This is a genomic window from Stenotrophomonas sp. STEN087, from assembly GCF_056759115.1.
Map to the genome: position 1 here is coordinate 21,606 of NZ_JBRRCR010000026.1, position 15,624 is coordinate 37,229.

The following is a 15,624-nucleotide window of genomic DNA, read 5'->3' on the forward strand; positions in this document are numbered from 1 at the left end:
CTACGGCGGTGGCCGCCTTCCCAGCAGGCGATACAGCGCCTGATGCTGGTCGCGCGCCTGGCAGATGCGTGCGGCGATGGCCAGGAACAGGCCGATGCCGACCAGGCCTGGCCCGAGCATCGCATCGGGCAGGCGCAGGAAGCCGATGGCCACTGCCAACGCGGCCAGCACCAGCAGCGCCACCACCACTACGGACAGGCCTGCGCCAGGCAGGCCGGGATCGCCGAACAGCACCCGCTGCGTCGATTGCTTGTCGTCACTCATTGCCGCCGCTCCTTGGAACCTGCCCTATTAGTTACTACGGCGGGCCAGCGCTTCGGCAGAGTCAGAAGCGTCATGACGGCAGCGGGCCAGATACAACAAAGGGACGGATGCCTGCGCATCCGTCCCTTCGTGGGTACCGCAACCCTGCGGTTACTGCACCTGCGCCACGCTCGGCGCCTGCGGCGACTGCCCCCAGCCGCCCAGTGCCTTGTAGACACCGACCACACTCACGTTGACCTCGGCCTCGGCTGCGGCCAATGCATCGTCAGCGGCCAGCTGCGTGCGCTGCGCATCCAGCAGGGTCAGGAAGTCCTCCGAACCCTCGCGGAAGCGGATCTGCGCCAGCGATTCGGCACGCCGCGCGGCCTGCGCCTGCTCGACCACGATGGCCAGCCGCGCCTGCTGCTTGGAGTAGCGGGTCAGCGCGTTCTCGGTGTCTTCCAGCGCCAGCAGCACGGCCTGCTCGTACTGCGCGGCCACGCCTTCGGCCTCGGCCTTGCTGGCACGCAGGCGTGCACGCACGGTGCCGAAGTCGAACGCCGCCCAGCTCAGCGACGGGGTCAGCGACCAGGCCTTGTTGTTGCCGTTGACCAGGCCGCTGGCATCGCCGCCGAGGAAGCCGACGAAACCGGACAGCGACAGCCGCGGGAACAGATCGGCGGTGGCCACGCCGACACGCGCGGTGGCGGCGGCGAGGCGACGCTCGGCCACGCGCACGTCGGCACGCTGGCGCAGCAGTTCGCGGGTGTCACCCAGCGGCAGTGCCTTGGCAAACGCCGGCACGTCCTGCGGCGCCAGCATCGCGGTCAGCACTTCCGGGCGCTGGCCCAGCAGCACCGCCAGGCGGTTGCGCGACTGTGCCTCGGACACTTCCAGCAGCGGGATGTCGGCCTCGATCGCCTTCAGGCGGGCGCGGCTGCTCTGCACATCCAGTTCGCTGCCGGCACCCAGTTCCCAGCGCGCCTCGGTCAGCTTCTGCGTATCGCGCAGGTTTTCCAGCGTGTGCTGGGCCACCGCGATGCGCTTCTGCGTGCCACGCAGCTCGAAGTAGTTGCGCGCCACTTCGGCGGCGACCAGCACCTGCGCATCGGCCAGGTTGGCCTGCTCGGCACCGAGGTCGGCGCGTGCGGCCTCTGCAGCACGGCGCTTGCGGCCGAACAGATCCAGCTCCCAGCCCGCATCGAAGCCGAGCTGGTAGCTTTCACTGAACACCCGCTGCCCACCCAGCTGCGGATCGGGTTGCTTGCGGCGGTCGTAGCTGCCGTCAGCGGTAATGTGCGGGGCCTGGTCGAAGCGGCTCTCGACGAACACCGCACGGGCCTGGCTGACGCGGGCCACGGCCACGCGCAGGTCCAGGTTGTCCGACAGTGCGCCGTGCACCAGTTCTTCCAGCACCGGATCATCGAACTGCGCCCACCAGCTGGCCACCGGCGAGGCGGTGCTGTACACCGCCTGCTGTGCGCCCTGCAGGACCACCGGCTCCTGTGCCGGGGCCGCGTAGTTGGGGCCGACGCTGACACACCCGGCCAGCACCAGGCTGGAGATGGCCATCGCCAACGTGCGGATCACCATGGCAGCACCTCGCCCAGGTAGGTGAAGCTGCCGCTGGCGCCGGCTTCGCCGATCAGTGCCATTTCCACGCTGGAACGTGCGCCTTCGCTGATCTCGATTTCGCCGTTGCCACCGTTCATGTCGGTCTTCACGTAGCCGGGGTGCACGGTGTTGACCTTGATCGGGGTGTTGCGCAGCTCGTAGGCCAGGGCCAGGGTCCAGCTGTTCACCGCCGCCTTGGAGGCGTTGTAGGCCGGAACCTTGAAATCGTAGATGTCCGAATTCGGGTCGGCGTGCAGGGTCTGCGAAGCGAGCACGCTGGACACGTTGACGATGCGGCCGGACGTGGCCTGCTTGACCAGCGGCAGGAAGGCCTGGGTGACCGCGACCAGCGCGTAGACGTTGGTGTCGAAGGTGCGGTGCCAGGTGTCCAGCGACTGCTCGGACGGCGCCTGCGCCGGGTTCTCGATCATGATGCCGGCGTTGTTGACCAGGATGTCCAGGCGGCCGTGGCGCTGGCGCACCTGTTCGACGGCCTCGGCGATGCTGGCGGCATCGGTCACGTCCAGCTGGATGGCTTCCACCGGCAGGCCTTCGCCCTGCAGCAGCAGCGCCTGCTCCACCGCGGTCTCGCGCTTGCGGCCGGCCAGCAGCGTGTGCACGCCGGCCTGGGCCAGCTGGCGCACGGTTTCCAGGCCGATGCCACGGGTGGCGCCGGTGACCAGCGCGATCTTGTTCTGATGGGTGTTCATGGATTCATGCCTTGGTTTGGGGGAAGCGGCCGCCGCTCGGGGCGGCGACCGCGGGAGTGCATGTCAGTGGTGGATGGTGGGGTCGCCGTGCTGCACCAGCTGGCCACCGCCGTTGCGGGTGACGAACTTGCGCAGGGCCACGTAGAACACCGGGGTCAGGAACAGACCGAACAGGGTCACGCCCAGCATGCCGGCAAACACCGTGATGCCGGTGACAGAGCGCACTTCGGCGCCTGCACCATGGGACAGCACCAGCGGCACGGTGCCGGCGATGAACGCGATGGAGGTCATCACGATCGGACGCAGACGCAGGCGGCAGGCTTCCAGCGCCGCTTCAACGATGCCCTTGCCGCCCATTTCCAGTTCACGGGCGAACTCGACGATCAGGATCGCGTTCTTGCACGCCAGGCCCATCAGCACCACCAGGCCGACCTGCACGAACACGTTGTTGTCACCACCGGTCATCCACACACCGAACAGGGCCGACAGCAGGGTCATCGGCACGATCAGGATCACCGCCAGCGGCAGCGACCAGCTTTCGTACAGCGCTGCCAGCACCAGGAAGGCCAGCATGATCGCCACCGGGAACACGATGAAGGCGGCCTTGCCCTGGGTGGCCTGCTGGTAGCTCAGGTCGGTCCATTCGGTGGTCATGCCCACCGGCAGCACCTTGCCGGCGATCTCGGTCAGCTTGTTCATCGCTTCGGCCGAGGACAGCAGGCGCGGGTCGGCTTCGCCGGCCAGATCGGCAGCCGGGTAGCCGTTGAAGCGCAGTACCGGGTCCGGGCCGAAGGTCTGCTTGATGGTGACCATCGAACCGATCGGCACCATCTCGCCGCGATCATTGCGGGTACGCAGCTTGCCGATGTCTTCGACGCTCTCGCGGAACGGGCCGTCGGCCTGGGCGATCACCTGCCAGGTACGACCGAACTGGTTGAAGTCGTTGACGTAGGCCGAACCCAGGTAGGTCTGCAGGGTGTCGAACAGCTCGGTGAGCTGCACGCCCTGGGCCTTGGCTTTCACGCGGTCCACTTCCGCATCCAGCTGCGGCACGTTGGCCTGGTAGCTGGTGATCGGGAAGGCCATGCCCGGGGTCTGCGCGACGGTGCCCTGCATCGCCTGCACGGCATTCTGCAGCGCGCCGTAGCCCAGGTTGCCACGGTCCTGGATGAACATCTGGTAGCCGTTGCCGTTGCCCAGGCCGAGGATCGGCGGCGGCATCATCGCGAAGGCGAAGCCTTCCTGCAGCCCGGCGATCTTCTGGTTGATCTCGGCGTTGATCTGCGCAGCGGTACGACCATGACGCTCGGCGAACGGCTTGAGCGGAATGAACGCCACGCCGGTGTTGGGCGTGTTGGTGAACTGCAGCGCGTTCAGGCCCGGGAACGAAATGGTGTGGGCAACGCCATCGGTTTCCTGGGCGATCTTGGCGACCTTGCGCAACATTTCATCGGTACGCGCGATCGACGAACCTTCCGGCAGCTTCACGCCGGCGATCAGGTACAGCTTGTCCTGGGTCGGGATGAAGCCCGGCGGCACCACCTTGAAGACCAGGCCGGTACCAACCAGCAGGATCGCGTAGACCACGAACACCGCGCCACGACGGCCGAGGATCTTCGAGACACCACGCTCGTACTTCTCCGAGCTGGACTTGAAGAAGCGGTTGAACGGACGGAACACCCAGCCGAACAGGCGGTCGATGAGGCGCGTCGGCGCGTCCTTGGCAGCGTCATGCGGCTTCAGCAGGCGCGCGGCCAGGGCCGGCGACAGGGTCAGCGAGTTGATCGCCGAGATCACCGTGGAGATCGCGATGGTGACGGCGAACTGCTTGTAGAACTGGCCGGTGACGCCGGACAGGAAGGCCATCGGCACGAACACGGCGCACAGCACCAGCGCGATCGCGATGATCGGGCCGGACACTTCGCGCATGGCCTGGTGGGCCGCCGCGAGCGGGGTGAGGCCTTCCTCGATGTTGCGTTCAACGTTTTCGACGACCACGATCGCATCGTCGACCACGATGCCGATCGCCAGCACCAGGCCGAACAGGCTCAGCGTGTTGATCGAGAAGCCCAGCAGGTACAGCGCAGCGAAGGTACCCACCACCGACACCGGCACGGCGATCAGCGGAATGATCGAGGCGCGCCAGGTCTGCAGGAACAGGATCACCACCAGCACCACCAGGGCGATGGCTTCGAGCAGGGTGGACACCACGGCCTTGATCGAGTCACGCACGAAGATAGTGGTGTCATACACCGCCTCGTACTTCACGTCGGCCGGCATGGTCTTCTGCATCTCGTCCATGGTGCCGATGACCGCATCACGGATTTCCAGCGCGTTGGCGCCCGGTGCCTGGAAGATGCCGATGCCCACCGCGTTCTTGCCGTCCAGCTGCGAGCGCAGGGTGTAGTCGCCAGCGCCCAGTTCCACGCGGGCCACATCGGACAGGCGCACGATCTCGCCATCGGTGCCGCTCTTGAGCACGATGTCGCCGAATTCCTTCTCGGACTTCAAGCGGCCCTGGGCGTTGATCAGGGTGAGGAACTGGCTGTTGGGCAGCGGTTCCGCACCGAGCTGGCCGGCCGAGACCTGCACGTTCTGCTCGCGCATGGCGGCGACCACGTCGCTGGCGGTCAGGCCGCGCGAGGCCACCTTGTCCGGGTCCAGCCAGGCGCGCATGGCGTAGTCACCGCCACCAAAGATCTGCGCATCACCCACGCCCGGGATACGGGCCAGCGCGTCCTTGACGTGCAGGCGGGCGTAGTTGCGCAGGTACAGGGTGTCGTACTTGCCATTGGGCGAGGTCAGGTGCACCACCATCAGGAAGGTCGGCGACTGCTTCTGGGTGGTCACACCCTGCCGGCGCACGTCCTCGGGCAGACGCGCCTGCGCCTGCGCCACGCGGTTCTGCACCTTCACCGCCGCCGCGTCCGGGTCGGTGCCCGGGCGGAAGGTGACGGTCATCTGCAGCACGCCATCGGAGCCGGCCACCGACTTGAGGTACATCATGCCCTCGACGCCGTTGATCGCCTCTTCCAGCGGGGTGGCCACGGTTTCAGCGATGACCTTGGGGTTGGCGCCCGGGTAGACCGTGCGCACGACCACCGACGGCGGCACCACTTCGGGGTACTCGCCGATCGGCAGCAACGGGATCGAGATCAGGCCGGCGGCGAAGATCACGATCGACAGCACCGCCGCGAAGATCGGCCTGTCGATGAAGAAACGGGAAAAGTCCATGGAGGAATTCCTGGGAAATGCCGCCGACGGGCAACAGCCGCCCTGCCCCTCGTCAAAATGACGAAGGCAGGGAAGGCTGCCGCTGGCGCCGGCAGCTAAGCGGAAACTTGGATCAGGAGACGGCGGATCAGTGGTTCAGGGCGGCGGTGGCATCGCGGCCCGGTGCAGCGGCCGGCGGCTGCATCGCCACCGCCTTGGCCTGCACCGGCATGCCCGGCATGAAGACCTTCTGCACGCCGTCGATGATGACCTTGTCACCCGCGGCCAGGCCGCTCTCGACGATGCGCAGGCCTTCGGCGGTGCGGCCGAGCTGGATGTCGCGGCGCTGGGCCTTGCCATCCTTGTCGACCACGTACACGTACTTGCGGTCCTGGTCGGTCAGCACGGCCTTGTCATCGATCAGCATGGCCTGGAACTGGCCGCTGCCGAGCAGCTGCACGCGGGCGAACAGACCCGGGGTGAACTGGCGGTCGGCGTTGTCCAGCAGCGCGCGGACGCGGATGGTGCCGGTGCTGCGGGCCACCTGGTTGTCGAGGAAGTCGACCTTGCCGGTGTGCGGGTAACCCTCTTCACCGGACAGGCCGACCTTCACCGGCAGTTCGCTGTCACGTTCGCTCGGGCGTTCACCCTTGCGGGCCATCTGGGCGTAGCGCAGGAAGGTGCTTTCGTCGGCATCGAAGTACACGAACACCGTGTCCAGCGAGACCAGCGTGGTCAGCACGCTGGCGCTGTCGCCGGCGGTGACCAGGTTGCCGGCGGTGACCATCGCGCGACCGGCACGGCCGTCGATGGGCGCGCGCACCTTGGTGAATTCCAGGTTGAGGCGGGCGGCATCCAGTGCGGCCTGCGCGGCCTGCACCGCGGCACCGGACTGGTCGGCCGCGGCGCGACGCTGTTCGGCGGTCTCGGTGGAGATGGCCTGCTGCTCGGACAGGCGCTTGGCACGCTCGGACTCGCTGCGGGCCAGGCTGGCCTGGGTGCGGGCGCGGGCCAGTTCGGCGGCGGCGCGATCGTACTCGGCCTGATAGCTGCGGGCGTCGATGGTGAACAGGACGGCGCCCTTCTTCACTTCTTCGCCTTCCACGTAGTTGACCTTGTCGATGTAGCCGGAGACGCGCGGGCGCAGTTCGACGCTCTGCACGGCCTCGACGCGGCCGCTGAACTCGTCCCACTGGCTGATCGGCTTGACCAGCACCGGGGCGGCACTGACCTGCGGCGGCGGCGGCGCGCCGGCCTCTTCGGCATGGCCGCCACTGCAGGCGGCCAGCACCGCGGCTGCGAGGATCGACACGCCGGCCATCGCCAGGCGACGGCTGAAACGATGTGGGGTGGTGTTGGGGGAAGTCATGGCATGCATCCGTACGGAAGGGGTGGTAGTGCGTGTAAATCGAAGATCGGTGAAACGGCGGCGTAGCCTGCGACCTCAACGATGGTTGAGGTCAAGCAACGCCTGCGGTGTCGCGCCACAGCGGTGGCAGGTCGAGGTTCAACAGGCCGCGAGGCAGTTCCGCATCGCTGCTGTCGCAGCGGACGATGGCGCGGTTGTCGCGGCATCCATCGAGCAGGGACACCACGCGGCGGCCGACCAGCAGCGAGCTGGGCCACTCGATGCAGGCGTTGGCCGCATTGGCCGGGGTGCACACGGGGCTGCACACTTCCAGCATCTGCGCACGCACGCCCAGTGCCTGCGCTTCCTGGTGCACGACCTGCGCGTACATGCGCAGCGCGGCGGTGGTGATCGAGGTTTCACCGTAGCCAGCCCAGGGCTTGGCACCGGCGGGGCTGCCGATCATCACGTAGCGGCGGGCGTGCGGGTTGTCCTGCAGCAGCGGCAGCAGGTGGCGCACCGCGTGGGCGTGCGGCATCAGGTCGGCCTGCATTGCACCCAGCAGGGCATCGCCACTGCGGTCGATGACACGGCCGCGGTTGTACGGGCCGCCCATCGCCGCGACCACGGCGGCCAGCGGACGCGGACGCTGCGCCACGCGTTCGGCCAGCACCCGTGCCGAGCCGTCGTCGCTGAGCGAACCCAGCATCGTCTGCAGGCCGGGCTCATCGGCGAACAGCTCGTGCAGCGCCGCCAGTCGGCCCGGGTCGCGCCCCACCACCAGGACCGGACTGCCGGCCTCCAGCAGGGCACCGACCACGCCCTGGCCGACGGCACCGGTGCCGCCAAGGACCAGGACTTCGGGCGTCAGAATCCCATTCACGGGACATTTCCTCCCAAATCCGGGATAGTCCCAATTCGACGCAGTCGGTCGCCCTGGCGGGGGACCAGACGGATCGAACTGCCGCGCTGGCTACGGACGGGCGCGGTGAACTCCCGGAAATCCTTGTGTACCAAGGAACTGGGGCGGGCTTCCACGGTCATGGCCTGGTCCAGAGCGTTCTGGCCGGCACGCCGGAAGTGGTCAAGAATGTTGCGCAGGCTCATGGGGGACGAGCTCCATTTCACGAATGGCGCCACGATAGACCTCAAACCTTTACTTGATTAGTCCGGATTAAGGGGAATAATCATCCCGTCCCCGGTCCAATCGATCTGTCACGATTGTCCCATCCCCGCCGTCCAGGATCCCGACCATGTCCCACGATCTCAACGAGACGCTGATCTTCGTCAAGGTGGTCGAGCAAGGCAGCTTCATTGCCGCTGCCAAATCGCTCGGCCTGCCCAAGACCACGGTCAGCCGTAAAGTGCAGGAGCTGGAAACGCGCCTGGGTGCGCGCCTGCTGCATCGGACCACGCGCCGCCTCGGCCTCACCGAAGCCGGTTCGATCTATCACGAGCATTGCCAGCGCATCGCACGCGAACTGGAAGAAGCCGAGAGCGCGGTGAGCCAGTTGCAGTCCGGCCCGCGTGGCTGGCTGCGCTTCACCGTGCCCTACGCCATCGGCATCACCTGGATCGCGCCGCTGCTGGGCCAGTTCCATGCGCAGTACCCGGAAATCCGCCTGGACATGCACCTGGGCAACGAGAAGCTGGACCTGATTGCAGGCGAAGCCGATCTTGCGCTGCGCGTGGGTGCCCTGCCCGATTCCAACCTGGTCGCGCGCAAGCTCGGCAGCCTGCGTACGCAGGTGTTTGCCAGCCCGGCTTACATCGAACGCTACGGCGAGCCGCTGCACCCGGAAGAACTGCAGTTCCACCGCATCCTGGCCATGCGCAAGCCGTACCACACCGGCAATTCGCCGCGCTTCACCTGGCAGCTGGGCGAGAACGGTGGCGAGCTGCGCGATTTCCCGGTGACGCCACTGATGACCGCCAACGACATGTCGGCGTTGAACGGCGCGCTGGTGTGTGGCGAAGGCCTGCTGCTGACCGGCGACGTGATGGCCAAGCCGTTCGTCGAATCGGGCATGGTGCGCCGCGTGCTGGCCGGCTGGACCGGGCCGGAAGTGGACTTCAACGCGGTGTTTGCCGGCGGCCGCCTGGTCTCGCCGAAGGTGCGTGCCTTCGTCGATTTCCTGGTGGAGAAGCTCAACTTCGACGCCAACTACATGCTGGCGCAGTGCCCGGCGGCGAAGCTGGCACGGCAGCAGCAGGAGAAGGAGGACGCCGCGCTGGAAAGCAGTGGCAAGCGCATCCTCGAGAAGGTCACTGCTGCGGCATGACCGACGCATCCACGCATGGCGTGGATCCACTGCTCGACTGCTTTTGTAGAGTCGAGCCATGCTCGACTCTACAGGCCGGAGAGCACGTGCTCGACCAGCGCGCGCAGCTTCGGCTCGGCCTGGCGACGGCTCGGGTAATACAGGAAAAAGCCCGCGAAACGCGGGCAGTACGGCTCCAGCAGTGACACCAGTTCACCGCGCTGCAGCCACGACCGCCACGTCTCTTCCATGCCGATGGCGATGCCCGCGCCGGCCAGCGCCAGGCGCACCATCACGCCCATGTCGTTGCTGGTGATTTCCGGCTGCACATCGACGCTGAACTCGCGGCCGCGTTCCTCGAATTCCCAGCGATACGGCGCCTTGCCCGGCGCACTGCGCCAGCCGATGCAGCGATGCCCGGCCAGGTCGCGCGGATGCGTGGGCAGCGTGTGCTGATCGCGGTACGACGGCGCGCACACCACCAGCTGCCGCTGCCGCGCCGATACGGGCACGGCGACCATGTCCTGGGCGATGACTTCACCCAGGCGCACGCCCGCATCGAAGCCTGCGCCGACGATGTCGAACTCCTCATCGCTCACCGTGATGTCCAGCTGCAGCGCGGGGTGCTTTGCCGCGAAGCTGGCCAGCAACGGTCCGGCGAGGAAGGCTTCGGCGATGGAAGAGACGGCGAGCCGCAGCTGCCCGGACACGGCGGCCTGGCGCCGTTGCGTGGCCTCCAGTGCGGTGTCCAGTTCGGCCAGCGCCGGGCGCACTGACGCCAGCAGCGCCTGCCCGGCATCGGTCAGGTTGACGCTGCGCGTGGTGCGCAGGACCAGGGCGATGCCCAGCACCTGTTCCAGCTTGCTGATCGTCTGGCTGACTGCGGACCGGGTCACGCCCAGCTGCCCGGCCGCACCGGTGAAGCTGCGGCACTCGGCCACCCGCTGGAACACGGCAAGGGCATTGAGATCGACAGACATTGGTTAGCAATCCTTAACAGGCTGATCGGCAATCGCCATCTTATCGCGACAAAGCGGGCGATCTACCGTGGCGACACCGGGTCCAGACCGACCCTTTCCATCCGTACAGGAGTCCTGCCATGAGCCTTTCCCGAACCATCCTCATCACCGGCGCGTCCAGCGGCATCGGCGCCGGCATCGCCCACACGCTGGCCCAGCCGGGTGCACGCCTGGTGCTCGGAGCGCGCCGTGTGGACCGCCTGCAGGCACTGGCCGACGAACTGCGCGGGAAAGGTGCGCAGGTGCTGGTGCAGGCGCTGGACGTGACCCAGCGCGCGCAGGTCGATGCGTTCGCCGCCGCCGCGCTGGCGGAATTCGGCAGCATTGATGTAATCGTCAACAACGCCGGCGTCATGCCGCTTTCGCCGATGGCCTCGTTGAAGGTGGACGAGTGGGACCGGATGATCGACGTCAACATCCGCGGCGTACTGCACGGCATCGCCGCCGTGCTGCCGCACATGCAGGCGCGTGGCCAGGGGCAGATCATCAACATCGCCTCGATTGGTGCATTGTCGGTGGTACCGACGGCAGCAGTGTACTGCGCGACCAAGTACGCGGTGCGTGCGATTTCCGAGGGCCTGCGCCAGGAGCACCGCGAGCTGCGGGTGACCTGCATCCATCCGGGCGTGGTGGAAAGCGAGCTGGCTGACACCATCACTGATCCGGTCGCGGCAGAAGCAATGGTGCAGTACCGCGCCATCGCCCTGCAGCCCGATGCGATTGGGCGCGCGGTGCGGTTTGTGATCGAGCAGCCGGGCGATGTGGACGTGAACGAGATCGTGGTGCGGCCGACGGCGGCCGGGTGATGTGCTGGTGCCCTGGTAGGGGTCGAGCTTGCTCGACCGCTTTTTGTAGAGTCGAGCCATGCTCGACTTCCTGAAAGCAGTCGAGCATGGCTCGACTTTACAAAGGCCAGAGCGTGCCGACCAAGGTCGGCACCTACCAGAGCCGGAGCCGTCGAGCGTGCCGACCCAAGAGCAGGAGCAGGACATGCGGCGGACGGTTCCATGGCGTGCCGAGCAAGGCTCGGCACCTACAAAAAATGCCGCCTGCAAGGGCGGCATTTTTGTTCCGGCGTTGCCGGAACAGCAGTAACGCTGCGCGTTACTGCTTGAGCGGAATCACACGGATTTCCACGCGACGGTTCTGCGCGCGGCCGGCATCGGTGCTGTTGTCGGCAATCGGATACGCCTTGCCTGCACCCAGGGTTTCGATGCGGACCTGCTGCACGCCCTGCCCCACCAGGTACTGCGCCACCGAATCGGCGCGCTCCTTCGACAGGCGGTTGTTCACCGCATCGCTGCCGATGCTGTCGGTATGGCCGACCACTTCGATCATGGTCTGGTTGTACTCGTTCAGCGTGCTGGCAACGCCATTGAGCGAGCCGTAGAACTGCGGCTTCAGTGCCGACTTGCCGAAATCGAAGGTGATGCCGTCCGGCAGGTTCAGGGTGATGTTGTCGCCCTGGCGCTGCACGTCGATGCCGGTGTTGGCGGTGCGCTCACGCAGGGCGCGCTCCTGGCGGTCCTGGTAGTTGCCGATGGCCGCGCCGCTCAGCGCGCCGATGCCGGCACCGACAAGCGCGTGCTGGCGACGCTCGGTGGCGCTGTTGCCACTCAGCAGGCCGGCGGCCACGCCGACGGCGGTACCGATCAGGGCGCCACGACCGGTGCGGTTCTGCTGCTCGGTCGGGTTGCCGTACTGGTCACTCTGCACATAGGAGCCGCCGGTGGCGCACGCCGTCAGCGCGGCAGCGGTCATCAGGGCCAGGGCGACATTGCGGGTGGTGTTGCGGATCATGGTGGTCTCCTTGGATGCCGGCCAGTGCGGCGTGCGAACGACCCGGAGGATATACAGCCCGGCGCGATGCCGGGATGATGGATGTGAAGGCCGGACGTGCTGCATTCAGCTTTCTGAGCCGGCCTTCATCTACCCGCTTTACTCGCCACCCGTGCTCCGATAGGCCGCCAGCGCGGCATCGCGACCTGCGGCCAGATCCACCAGCGGCGTGCGCGGATAGCCCGGCGCCTTGTCGGCCAGCAGCAGCGGATGCTGCCAGGGCGCGAAGCGCGCCTTCACCGGCAGCGCCGCCAGCTCCGGCACCCAGCGCGTGATGTAGCGCGCCTGCGGATCGAACTTCTCGGCCTGGGTAACCGGATTGAACACCCGGAAATACGGCGCTGCGTCGGCGCCGGTACCGGCCACCCACTGCCACCCCATCGTGTTGTTGGCCAGGTCGGCATCGACCAGCGTGTCCCAGAACCAGCGCGCGCCATGCAGCCAGTGCGCGCGCAGGTGCTTGCACAGGTAGCTGGCGACGATCATGCGCACCCGGTTGTGCATGTAGCCGGTGTGCCACAGCTCGCGCAGGCCGGCATCGACGATCGGCACGCCGGTGTTGCCACGCTGCCAGTCATGCAGCTGCGCGCTGCTGGGGTTGGCCCACGGGAAACGGTCGAAGCGCGGATTGAGGTTCGAGTTCGGCGTCTTCGGGAAGTGATGCAGCAGGTGGTAGGCGAAATCGCGCCAGCCGAGCTGGCGCAGGTAGCCATCGATATCGGCATCGGTGCCGGCGCTGCGCAGGCCTTCCAGCGCATGGGCGATGCGCCACGGCGCGATCTCGCCGAAATGCAGGTGCGGCGACATCCGCGAGGTACCTACCCGGTCCGGCAGGTCGCGCTGCTCGCGATAGCCGCGCAGGGCGCCATCCTCGAATACCGACAGCGCCTCCAGCGCACCGGCTTCACCCGGCTGCCAGTGCTCCCAGAAGCCGGTGTCCCAGTCCAGCGTCGGCGCCAGCTGCAGTTCTTCCAGCGCGAGGCTGTCGACCTTGTGGACCGGCAGCCTCTTGGGCGCGGCCTGCAGCGCCGGCAGGCGCCAGTGGCTGAGCACGTTGCGCCAGTACGGGGTGAACACCTTGTACGGCTGCCCCTGCTGGGTCTCGATGTCCCAGGGCTCGAACAACAGGCTGCCGTTGCAGCTCTGCGCCTCGATGCCCCGCTCGCGCAGCGTGCGCTTGATGGTGGCGTCGCGCGGCTGGGTGGCCGGCTCGTACTTGCGGTTCCAGTACACCGCCTCGGCGCCGGTTTCCTCGATCAGTGCCTGCAGCGTGGCCAGGCTCTCACCGCTGCGCAGGACCAGCGCCGAACCGCGCGCGCGCAGGTCGGCATCGAGTGCGGCCAACGAGTGATGGCGCCAGGCATCCGAAGCCGCGCCGGGCGTCCACTCGCCCTCTTCCTGCGGCGCATGGATATAGACCGGCACCACATCATGGCCGGCATCGAGCGCGGCCTGCAGGGCCGGATTGTCCTGCAGCCGCAGATCGCGGCGGAACCACACCAACGCTACCGACACGTGCATCGCCTTCGTTCTGGATGGCACACATGATAGCCAGCCGCGGTGAAGGCACTGCACGCAGGGCCCGTCTGCTAGGCTGCCGGGCCCGTTGCCGGAACGCCCCCGCATGAATGACCTGCACGCTGCCTTCGCCCGTTTCGGCCCCCTGCAGGCCCAGCACGAACAGGACTGGCAGGGCCCGTTCCCGCTGCCGCCGGTGCTGGCCCGCTTCTATGCGCAGGTCGGACCGCTGGGGCGCGAGATCAACGCCAAGGTCGGCCATGCCGGCATCACCCTTCCCGGGCTTGAGGTGTAGGTGCCCCCGCTGCAGCGTCTGTGGAGCTACCAGGCCGGTTATCGCTGGAACGGCGTGGACGGCGAACCGATCGAGGACTGGCCCGCCAACTGGCTGGTCGTGGCCGACCTCGGCGCCGATCCCTTCATCCTCGACATGGACGATGGGCGCATTCTGTTCGCACGGCATGGCTGCGGAAGCTGGGAGGCCGATACGTTCTTCGACGACCTGCCGACCCTGATGGCGGCGCTGGCAGCCGCCGGTACGGTGTATCTGGATGCCGGCGACGATCTCTACAACGATGACGACGATGGCGGCATCCGCGCCGAGCACCAGGAAGCGGCCGTGCAGGCGGTGGCCCACGTGCTGGGCGACCGGATCGACGCGGAGTCATTCATCGAGACGCTGCGGGGCTGAATCCACGCATGGCGTGGATCTACTGACCCTCGCTCTCCGGCCACTCCCAGTTGGTTGCACGACCGACAAAATCGCCATGAAGCCCCATGCCACTGCGGTCCACCGGCATGAGCTCACCGCCAAGATGCAGGGTGAGGCCTCGGCAGTCGATCCATTCCGTAAGGATCACCAGGGCATCGTGGATGGCTGCGCTACGTTCAGAGCGCAGCGCTTCAGCCACCCGTCGGCGTTGATCATCGGTCAGGCTGTGCGAGAGCGCATCGCCCGCCTGCTCACCCACCAGGGGCAGCATCTTCTCCAGGCGCTGGGCCGAAACACAGCCTTCGCTGCAACGAACCAGGTCATCGATGATCGTTTGGTAAGCCCGAGCAGCTGTTCTGGACGTCATAGGGCGGTTTCCATCATTCGGTCTGCTGATCCGAATGATGGAACCATCCTTTGCCTCAGGTCCATCACACAGGTTGCAAATCCAGCGAGAAGAAGCGGAACTTCCGGACTTTGGCGCAGGGAGTTCGTCGGATACCCCCCACGATCAACGCGAGGGCGCAGCCTCGAAGCGCTTCATCGCCTCGCTGATCAGCGCACGGGCTTCGGCGGCATTGCCCCAGCCATTGAGCTGCACCGGGTTGCGGCCGGCCGGCAGGTCCTTGTAGACCCGGAAGAACGCCTCGATGCGCTGCCGTTCGATCGCAGGCAGATCGGACAGGTCGCGGATGTTGGCGTAGGTCGGGTCGACCTTGTCGGTGGGCACGCCGATGACCTTCTCGTCGTGCTCGCCGCCATCGATCATCTTCAGATAACCGATCGGGCGGAAGCGCACGATCACGCCCGGATGCAGCGGTTCGCGGGTCAGCACCAGGGCATCCAGCGGATCGTTGTCACCGGCCAGCGTGCGCGGCATCGAGCCGTAGTTGGCCGGATAGGCCACCGGCATCGACTGGAAGCGGTCCACGTGTACGAGACCATCTTCCTTGATCTCGTACTTGGTGAAGCTGCCGGCCGGGATCTCCACCGCCAGGTTCACTTCGGCCGGGGCCTGCTTCGGCTGAGCCGCCAGGAACGGGTGCAGCACGCTGTCGGCGGCGGTCACGGCACCGGCGACCAGCAACAGGGCTGCGCCAAGGGCGGCCAGCGGGGCGATGCGTCGCGTTGTGTTCATGCGGTCACT

Annotated in this window: 17 protein-coding genes; 5 read left to right on the forward strand and 12 right to left on the reverse strand. The window is 67.0% G+C overall.

Translation table 11 applies throughout. The annotated features are described in order from the left end of the window. From ACVOK1_RS09255 to ACVOK1_RS09285, 7 genes are all read right to left on the reverse strand, one after another. Positions 1–264 carry a hypothetical protein gene (locus ACVOK1_RS09255; RefSeq protein WP_313053934.1) on the reverse strand — a complete coding sequence of 88 codons (264 nt, stop codon included), beginning with the start codon at positions 262–264 and terminating at the stop codon, positions 1–3. Positions 265–414: 150 nt separating this feature from the next. Beyond that, positions 415–1,836, reverse strand: a complete 1,422-nt coding sequence (locus ACVOK1_RS09260) for an efflux transporter outer membrane subunit (RefSeq protein WP_481561837.1) — start codon at positions 1,834–1,836, stop codon at positions 415–417. After that, positions 1,830–2,567, reverse strand: a complete 738-nt coding sequence (locus ACVOK1_RS09265; RefSeq protein WP_164074231.1) for an SDR family oxidoreductase — start codon at positions 2,565–2,567, stop codon at positions 1,830–1,832. The genes ACVOK1_RS09260 and ACVOK1_RS09265 overlap by 7 nt, the downstream gene beginning before the upstream one ends. Positions 2,568–2,630: 63 nt before the next feature. Further along, a complete protein-coding gene (locus ACVOK1_RS09270; protein ID WP_481561838.1) occupies positions 2,631–5,801 on the reverse strand; it encodes an efflux RND transporter permease subunit in 3,171 nt (1,056 codons plus the stop codon). Positions 5,802–5,928: 127 nt separating this feature from the next. Continuing rightward, entirely contained in the window at positions 5,929–7,149 is a 1,221-nt protein-coding gene (locus ACVOK1_RS09275; RefSeq protein WP_108768551.1) for an efflux RND transporter periplasmic adaptor subunit, read from the reverse strand. 91 nt (positions 7,150–7,240) lie between these two features. Next, positions 7,241–8,011 carry an SDR family NAD(P)-dependent oxidoreductase gene (locus tag ACVOK1_RS09280; protein WP_108768550.1) on the reverse strand — a complete coding sequence of 257 codons (771 nt, stop codon included), beginning with the start codon at positions 8,009–8,011 and terminating at the stop codon, positions 7,241–7,243. Then, positions 8,008–8,235, reverse strand: coding sequence for a hypothetical protein (locus ACVOK1_RS09285; RefSeq protein WP_108768549.1), 228 nt, complete (start codon positions 8,233–8,235; stop codon positions 8,008–8,010). The genes ACVOK1_RS09280 and ACVOK1_RS09285 overlap by 4 nt, the downstream gene beginning before the upstream one ends. 146 nt (positions 8,236–8,381) lie before the next feature. Between ACVOK1_RS09285 and ACVOK1_RS09290 the strand changes: the two genes are divergently transcribed. Continuing rightward, positions 8,382–9,410 carry a LysR family transcriptional regulator gene (locus tag ACVOK1_RS09290; protein ID WP_108768548.1) on the forward strand — a complete coding sequence of 343 codons (1,029 nt, stop codon included), beginning with the start codon at positions 8,382–8,384 and terminating at the stop codon, positions 9,408–9,410. A 68-nt stretch (positions 9,411–9,478) separates the two neighbouring features. On the opposite strand, the gene ACVOK1_RS09295 is transcribed toward ACVOK1_RS09290, so the two are convergent. After that, positions 9,479–10,369: a LysR family transcriptional regulator gene (locus tag ACVOK1_RS09295; protein WP_481561839.1), complete on the reverse strand. Its 891-nt coding sequence runs from the start codon at positions 10,367–10,369 to the stop codon at positions 9,479–9,481. A 119-nt stretch (positions 10,370–10,488) separates the two neighbouring features. Between ACVOK1_RS09295 and ACVOK1_RS09300 the strand changes: the two genes are divergently transcribed. Further along, positions 10,489–11,214 carry an SDR family oxidoreductase gene (locus tag ACVOK1_RS09300; protein WP_481561840.1) on the forward strand — a complete coding sequence of 242 codons (726 nt, stop codon included), beginning with the start codon at positions 10,489–10,491 and terminating at the stop codon, positions 11,212–11,214. Positions 11,215–11,272: 58 nt separating this feature from the next. Further along, positions 11,273–11,503: a hypothetical protein gene (locus ACVOK1_RS09305; protein ID WP_481561841.1), complete on the forward strand. Its 231-nt coding sequence runs from the start codon at positions 11,273–11,275 to the stop codon at positions 11,501–11,503. A 9-nt stretch (positions 11,504–11,512) separates the two neighbouring features. Here ACVOK1_RS09305 and ACVOK1_RS09310 read toward each other — a convergent pair whose 3' ends face one another. Together ACVOK1_RS09310 and ACVOK1_RS09315 are read right to left on the reverse strand one after the other, a co-directional pair. Beyond that, positions 11,513–12,208 (reverse strand): YiaD family glycine zipper/OmpA-like lipoprotein, encoded by a 696-nt coding sequence (locus ACVOK1_RS09310; RefSeq protein ID WP_079221528.1) that lies wholly within the window; start codon positions 12,206–12,208, stop codon positions 11,513–11,515. Positions 12,209–12,346: 138 nt separating this feature from the next. Continuing rightward, the gene (locus ACVOK1_RS09315; RefSeq protein ID WP_481561842.1) at positions 12,347–13,762 is read right to left on the reverse strand and encodes a cryptochrome/photolyase family protein; all 1,416 of its coding nucleotides are present in this window, start codon (positions 13,760–13,762) and stop codon (positions 12,347–12,349) included. A 109-nt stretch (positions 13,763–13,871) separates the two neighbouring features. On the opposite strand from ACVOK1_RS09315, the gene ACVOK1_RS09320 reads away from it, so the two are divergent. Both ACVOK1_RS09320 and ACVOK1_RS09325 read left to right on the forward strand, forming a co-directional pair. After that, complete coding sequence (locus ACVOK1_RS09320) at positions 13,872–14,060, forward strand: hypothetical protein (RefSeq protein ID WP_481561843.1); 189 nt, start codon at positions 13,872–13,874, stop codon at positions 14,058–14,060. Next, positions 14,061–14,456, forward strand: coding sequence for a hypothetical protein (locus ACVOK1_RS09325; protein WP_481561844.1), 396 nt, complete (start codon positions 14,061–14,063; stop codon positions 14,454–14,456). Between the two features lie 19 nt (positions 14,457–14,475). On the opposite strand, the gene ACVOK1_RS09330 is transcribed toward ACVOK1_RS09325, so the two are convergent. Further along, positions 14,476–14,844 (reverse strand): DUF6547 family protein, encoded by a 369-nt coding sequence (locus ACVOK1_RS09330; RefSeq protein WP_481561845.1) that lies wholly within the window; start codon positions 14,842–14,844, stop codon positions 14,476–14,478. Between the two features lie 144 nt (positions 14,845–14,988). After that, on the reverse strand, positions 14,989–15,615 hold the full coding sequence (locus tag ACVOK1_RS09335; RefSeq protein ID WP_481561846.1) for an inorganic diphosphatase: 627 nt from the start codon (positions 15,613–15,615) through the stop codon (positions 14,989–14,991). Between the last annotated feature and the right edge of the window lie 9 nt (positions 15,616–15,624).

Bases quoted from the DNA above. Each gene is read 5' to 3' on its own strand.
- ACVOK1_RS09310 (WP_079221528.1), bottom strand. From the start codon at position 12,208: ATGATCCGCAACACCACCCGCAATGTCGCCCTGGCCCTGATGACCGCT.
- ACVOK1_RS09305 (WP_481561841.1), top strand. From the start codon at position 11,273: ATGCTCGACTTCCTGAAAGCAGTCGAGCATGGCTCGACTTTACAAAGG.
- ACVOK1_RS09300 (WP_481561840.1), top strand. From the start codon at position 10,489: ATGAGCCTTTCCCGAACCATCCTCATCACCGGCGCGTCCAGCGGCATC.
- ACVOK1_RS09255 (WP_313053934.1), bottom strand. From the start codon at position 264: ATGAGTGACGACAAGCAATCGACGCAGCGGGTGCTGTTCGGCGATCCC.
- ACVOK1_RS09260 (WP_481561837.1), bottom strand. From the start codon at position 1,836: ATGGTGATCCGCACGTTGGCGATGGCCATCTCCAGCCTGGTGCTGGCC.
- ACVOK1_RS09330 (WP_481561845.1), bottom strand. From the start codon at position 14,844: ATGACGTCCAGAACAGCTGCTCGGGCTTACCAAACGATCATCGATGAC.
- ACVOK1_RS09270 (WP_481561838.1), bottom strand. From the start codon at position 5,801: ATGGACTTTTCCCGTTTCTTCATCGACAGGCCGATCTTCGCGGCGGTG.
- ACVOK1_RS09275 (WP_108768551.1), bottom strand. From the start codon at position 7,149: ATGACTTCCCCCAACACCACCCCACATCGTTTCAGCCGTCGCCTGGCG.
- ACVOK1_RS09320 (WP_481561843.1), top strand. From the start codon at position 13,872: ATGAATGACCTGCACGCTGCCTTCGCCCGTTTCGGCCCCCTGCAGGCC.
- ACVOK1_RS09290 (WP_108768548.1), top strand. From the start codon at position 8,382: ATGTCCCACGATCTCAACGAGACGCTGATCTTCGTCAAGGTGGTCGAG.
- ACVOK1_RS09265 (WP_164074231.1), bottom strand. From the start codon at position 2,567: ATGAACACCCATCAGAACAAGATCGCGCTGGTCACCGGCGCCACCCGT.
- ACVOK1_RS09295 (WP_481561839.1), bottom strand. From the start codon at position 10,369: ATGTCTGTCGATCTCAATGCCCTTGCCGTGTTCCAGCGGGTGGCCGAG.
- ACVOK1_RS09335 (WP_481561846.1), bottom strand. From the start codon at position 15,615: ATGAACACAACGCGACGCATCGCCCCGCTGGCCGCCCTTGGCGCAGCC.
- ACVOK1_RS09285 (WP_108768549.1), bottom strand. From the start codon at position 8,235: ATGAGCCTGCGCAACATTCTTGACCACTTCCGGCGTGCCGGCCAGAAC.